The organism is Candidatus Albibeggiatoa sp. nov. BB20 (assembly GCA_016744725.1).
Classification (GTDB): Bacteria; Pseudomonadota; Gammaproteobacteria; order Beggiatoales; family Beggiatoaceae; genus Albibeggiatoa.
The window spans coordinates 1-2,779 of the sequence record JADGDW010000275.1 but is presented as its reverse complement, the minus strand read 5'-3'; the positions used below and the strand labels follow the sequence as shown (position 1 = coordinate 2,779).

Genomic DNA, 2,779 nt, shown 5'->3' with positions numbered 1-2,779 from the left:
GTATTACGGATGAGCATAGATTAATTTATATGATTGAAGGTGATGTGCTATATATTCTTTCTTGTAAAAATCATTACTTATAAAATTTATATGGATATTAAATATTTTCAAGATACAGATACATTACTAATCAATTTCAATAATAACCAGATTGTTGATACACAAAATATAAATGAAAATGTATTAGCAGAATTTGATGAAAAAGGACAACTCGTTAGCATGACAATTGAATATGCTCGGGAACAAGCAGATATTATGGGCTTTTCTTATCAACAAGTTGCAGCCTAAATAATTAGAATGACATATCGCTAAATACTGCAAAACATTACCCTGCACCGACGACTACTTTATATTAAATGTAAAAGTTATTAAACGCTTACGGAACTCACCATGTTAGCAACACAAAAAGAAGCAACTCAATTATTAACCCCCGAATCTTACGCGCAAATTGATCGCTGGTTACAGAAATATCCTGAAAACCAAAAGCAATCTGCTGTAATGGGTGCGTTGATGATTGCGCAAAAACAAAATGGCGGACATCTTACCGAGCAATTAATGGATGAAGTCGCAGCTTATTTAGACATGCAACCGATTGCTGTGTATGAAGTTGCCACATTCTATTCTATGTACGAACACAAACCTGTGGGCAAGCATAAAATCTGTGTCTGTACTAATATCTCATGTATGCTTAATGGCTCAGATGAAATTGTTGAGCATTTGAAACAAAAATTAGGCGTGAAAGGTTTCCGCGAACTGACTGAAGATGGTAAATATTCACTCAAAGAAGTCGAATGTTTAGGAGCTTGTGTGAATGCGCCTGTGATTCAAGTTGAAGATCAATATTATGAAAAACTGACTCCTGAAAAAGTCGATCAAATGTTAGCAGAATTAAAGTAATTCTCCTATGTGCTGTTAATATCCAAAACTGATATTGCAGCACAAAAAGGCATAAAACCATGCAAACTGTCCATATCAATAAATTAGGCTCGCAAGTGACTCAACTTTCTCCAGTGACATGGCGAACTTATGAAAATTTCTTAGAAGATTTGGGGGAAAGCTATGCAGACAGATTATCCTATAGTGATGGTGTTTTAGAAATTATGAGTCCTTCATCTACACATGGTTTATACAATGCCGATATTCAGTTTTTTATTTATGAATTATGCTGTGCCACTGACAAAAGTTGTATGGCATTAGGCAACTTTACGTTAAAACAAGATAAGCTCCAAAAAGGTATTGAACCAGATAATTGTTACTATATTCAAAATGAACCACAAGTTAGGCATAAACAAAAAATTGATTTAGCGCAAGATATACCACCAGACTTGGCTATTGAAATTGATATATCAACAGACTCAACTAAGAAATTAGATATTTATGCCAGCCTTGGTGTGCCAGAGCTATGGTTTTTTGATGGTGATGAATTAGTGATTTATCAATTAGAACAACAAAATTATAAAATAACATCTGATAGTGCAATTTTCCCCAATTTAAATTTAGAAACTCATATTTTAAAATTAATTGAGCTAGGCTATGAAATTGGACATGCACAAGCTTGTAAAAAATTGATTGAAAGAATTAAACAACAAGGTTTGATATAGCAGATAGATGCTATCTGTTGCACAAAAAAATAGGAACGCTCCATGACAGAAAAAGTATGTTATCACAATATTGAAACGGATAAGTCTTGGACACTTTCTGTGTATGAACAAGCAGGAGGTTACAAAGTCTTACGTGAAATCTTGAAGGAACAACCAGATCCACAAGATATTATCGAAAAACTTAAAAGTTCGGGCTTACGCGGACGTGGTGGTGCAGGCTTCTCCACGGGTTTGAAATGGAGCTTCATGCTAGGTCAACGTGATAAACCGGGGCAAAAGTACATTGTCTGTAATTCGGACGAAGGTGAACCTGGAACTTGTAAAGACCGTGATATTTTACGCTACAATCCTCATGCAGTAATTGAAGGGATGATTATCGCAGGCTATACCATTGGTGCAACGGCAGGTTATAACTATATTCGTGGTGAATTTGCTGAGCCGATTGCCCGTTTCGAACAAGCGCTAGAAGAGGCGTATACTGCTGGTTTGTTAGGTAAAAACTTACTTGATACGGGTGTGGATTTCGATTTATACACTCATCACGGCGCAGGTGCTTATATCTGTGGTGAAGAAACTGCTCTTTTAGAATCGATTGAAGGTAAAAAAGGTCAACCGCGTTTTAAACCACCATTCCCAGCAAGCTATGGCTTATACGGCAAACCAACCACGATTAACAATACAGAAACTTTAGCATCTGTACCAAGTATTTTAGATAAAGGTGCAAGCTGGTTCTTAGAAATAGGCAAGCCAAACAATGGCGGTACTAAGTTATTCTGCGTGTCAGGTCATGTCAATAATCCACAAAACTTTGAAGTTCCGATGGGTACACCATTTAAATATTTGCTTGAAATGGCAGGTGGTGTGCGTAATGGTCATCAATTAAAAGCGGTGATTCCGGGTGGTTCGTCAACGCCTGTATTAACCGCTGATGTGGCGATGGGCTTAACTATGGATTACGATTCGATTGCTAAAGCGGGTTCAATGTTAGGTGCAGGTTCTGTGATCGTAATGGATGAAACCACTTGTATGGTCAAAGTGTTAGCGCGTATTTCTCATTTCTACCATGAAGAATCTTGTGGTCAATGTACGCCTTGTCGTGAAGGTACAGGTTGGTTATCGCGTATGCTACATCGTATCGCACATGGTCATGGAAAAATGGAAGATTTGGATATGTTGGA

5 protein-coding genes are annotated in these 2,779 nt (G+C 37.1%); all 5 read left to right on the top strand.

All coding sequences use genetic code 11. The features are described 5' to 3' along the window. Positions 1–2 precede the first annotated feature (2 nt). The gene (locus ABXH34_RS18480; RefSeq protein ID WP_353573364.1) at positions 3–83 is read left to right on the top strand and encodes a type II toxin-antitoxin system YoeB family toxin; all 81 of its coding nucleotides are present in this window, start codon (positions 3–5) and stop codon (positions 81–83) included. 7 nt (positions 84–90) lie between these two features. Next, complete coding sequence (locus ABXH34_RS18475) at positions 91–288, top strand: DUF2283 domain-containing protein (protein ID WP_353573363.1); 198 nt, start codon at positions 91–93, stop codon at positions 286–288. A gap of 102 nt (positions 289–390) precedes the next feature. Continuing rightward, complete coding sequence (gene nuoE / locus ABXH34_RS18470; RefSeq protein ID WP_353573362.1) at positions 391–897, top strand: NADH-quinone oxidoreductase subunit NuoE; 507 nt, start codon at positions 391–393, stop codon at positions 895–897. 59 nt (positions 898–956) lie between these two features. Then, entirely contained in the window at positions 957–1,601 is a 645-nt protein-coding gene (locus ABXH34_RS18465; RefSeq protein WP_353573361.1) for a Uma2 family endonuclease, read from the top strand. Positions 1,602–1,643: 42 nt separating this feature from the next. Continuing rightward, on the top strand, positions 1,644–2,779 hold a 1,136-nt coding region (gene nuoF / locus ABXH34_RS18460; protein WP_353573360.1), incomplete at its 3' end, for an NADH-quinone oxidoreductase subunit NuoF.

What these genes read in the sequence shown, in the direction of transcription:
- ABXH34_RS18475 (WP_353573363.1), top strand. Translation starts at nt 91, where the DNA reads ATGGATATTAAATATTTTCAAGATACAGATACATTACTAATCAATTTC.
- nuoE (WP_353573362.1), top strand. Translation starts at nt 391, where the DNA reads ATGTTAGCAACACAAAAAGAAGCAACTCAATTATTAACCCCCGAATCT.
- ABXH34_RS18465 (WP_353573361.1), top strand. Translation starts at nt 957, where the DNA reads ATGCAAACTGTCCATATCAATAAATTAGGCTCGCAAGTGACTCAACTT.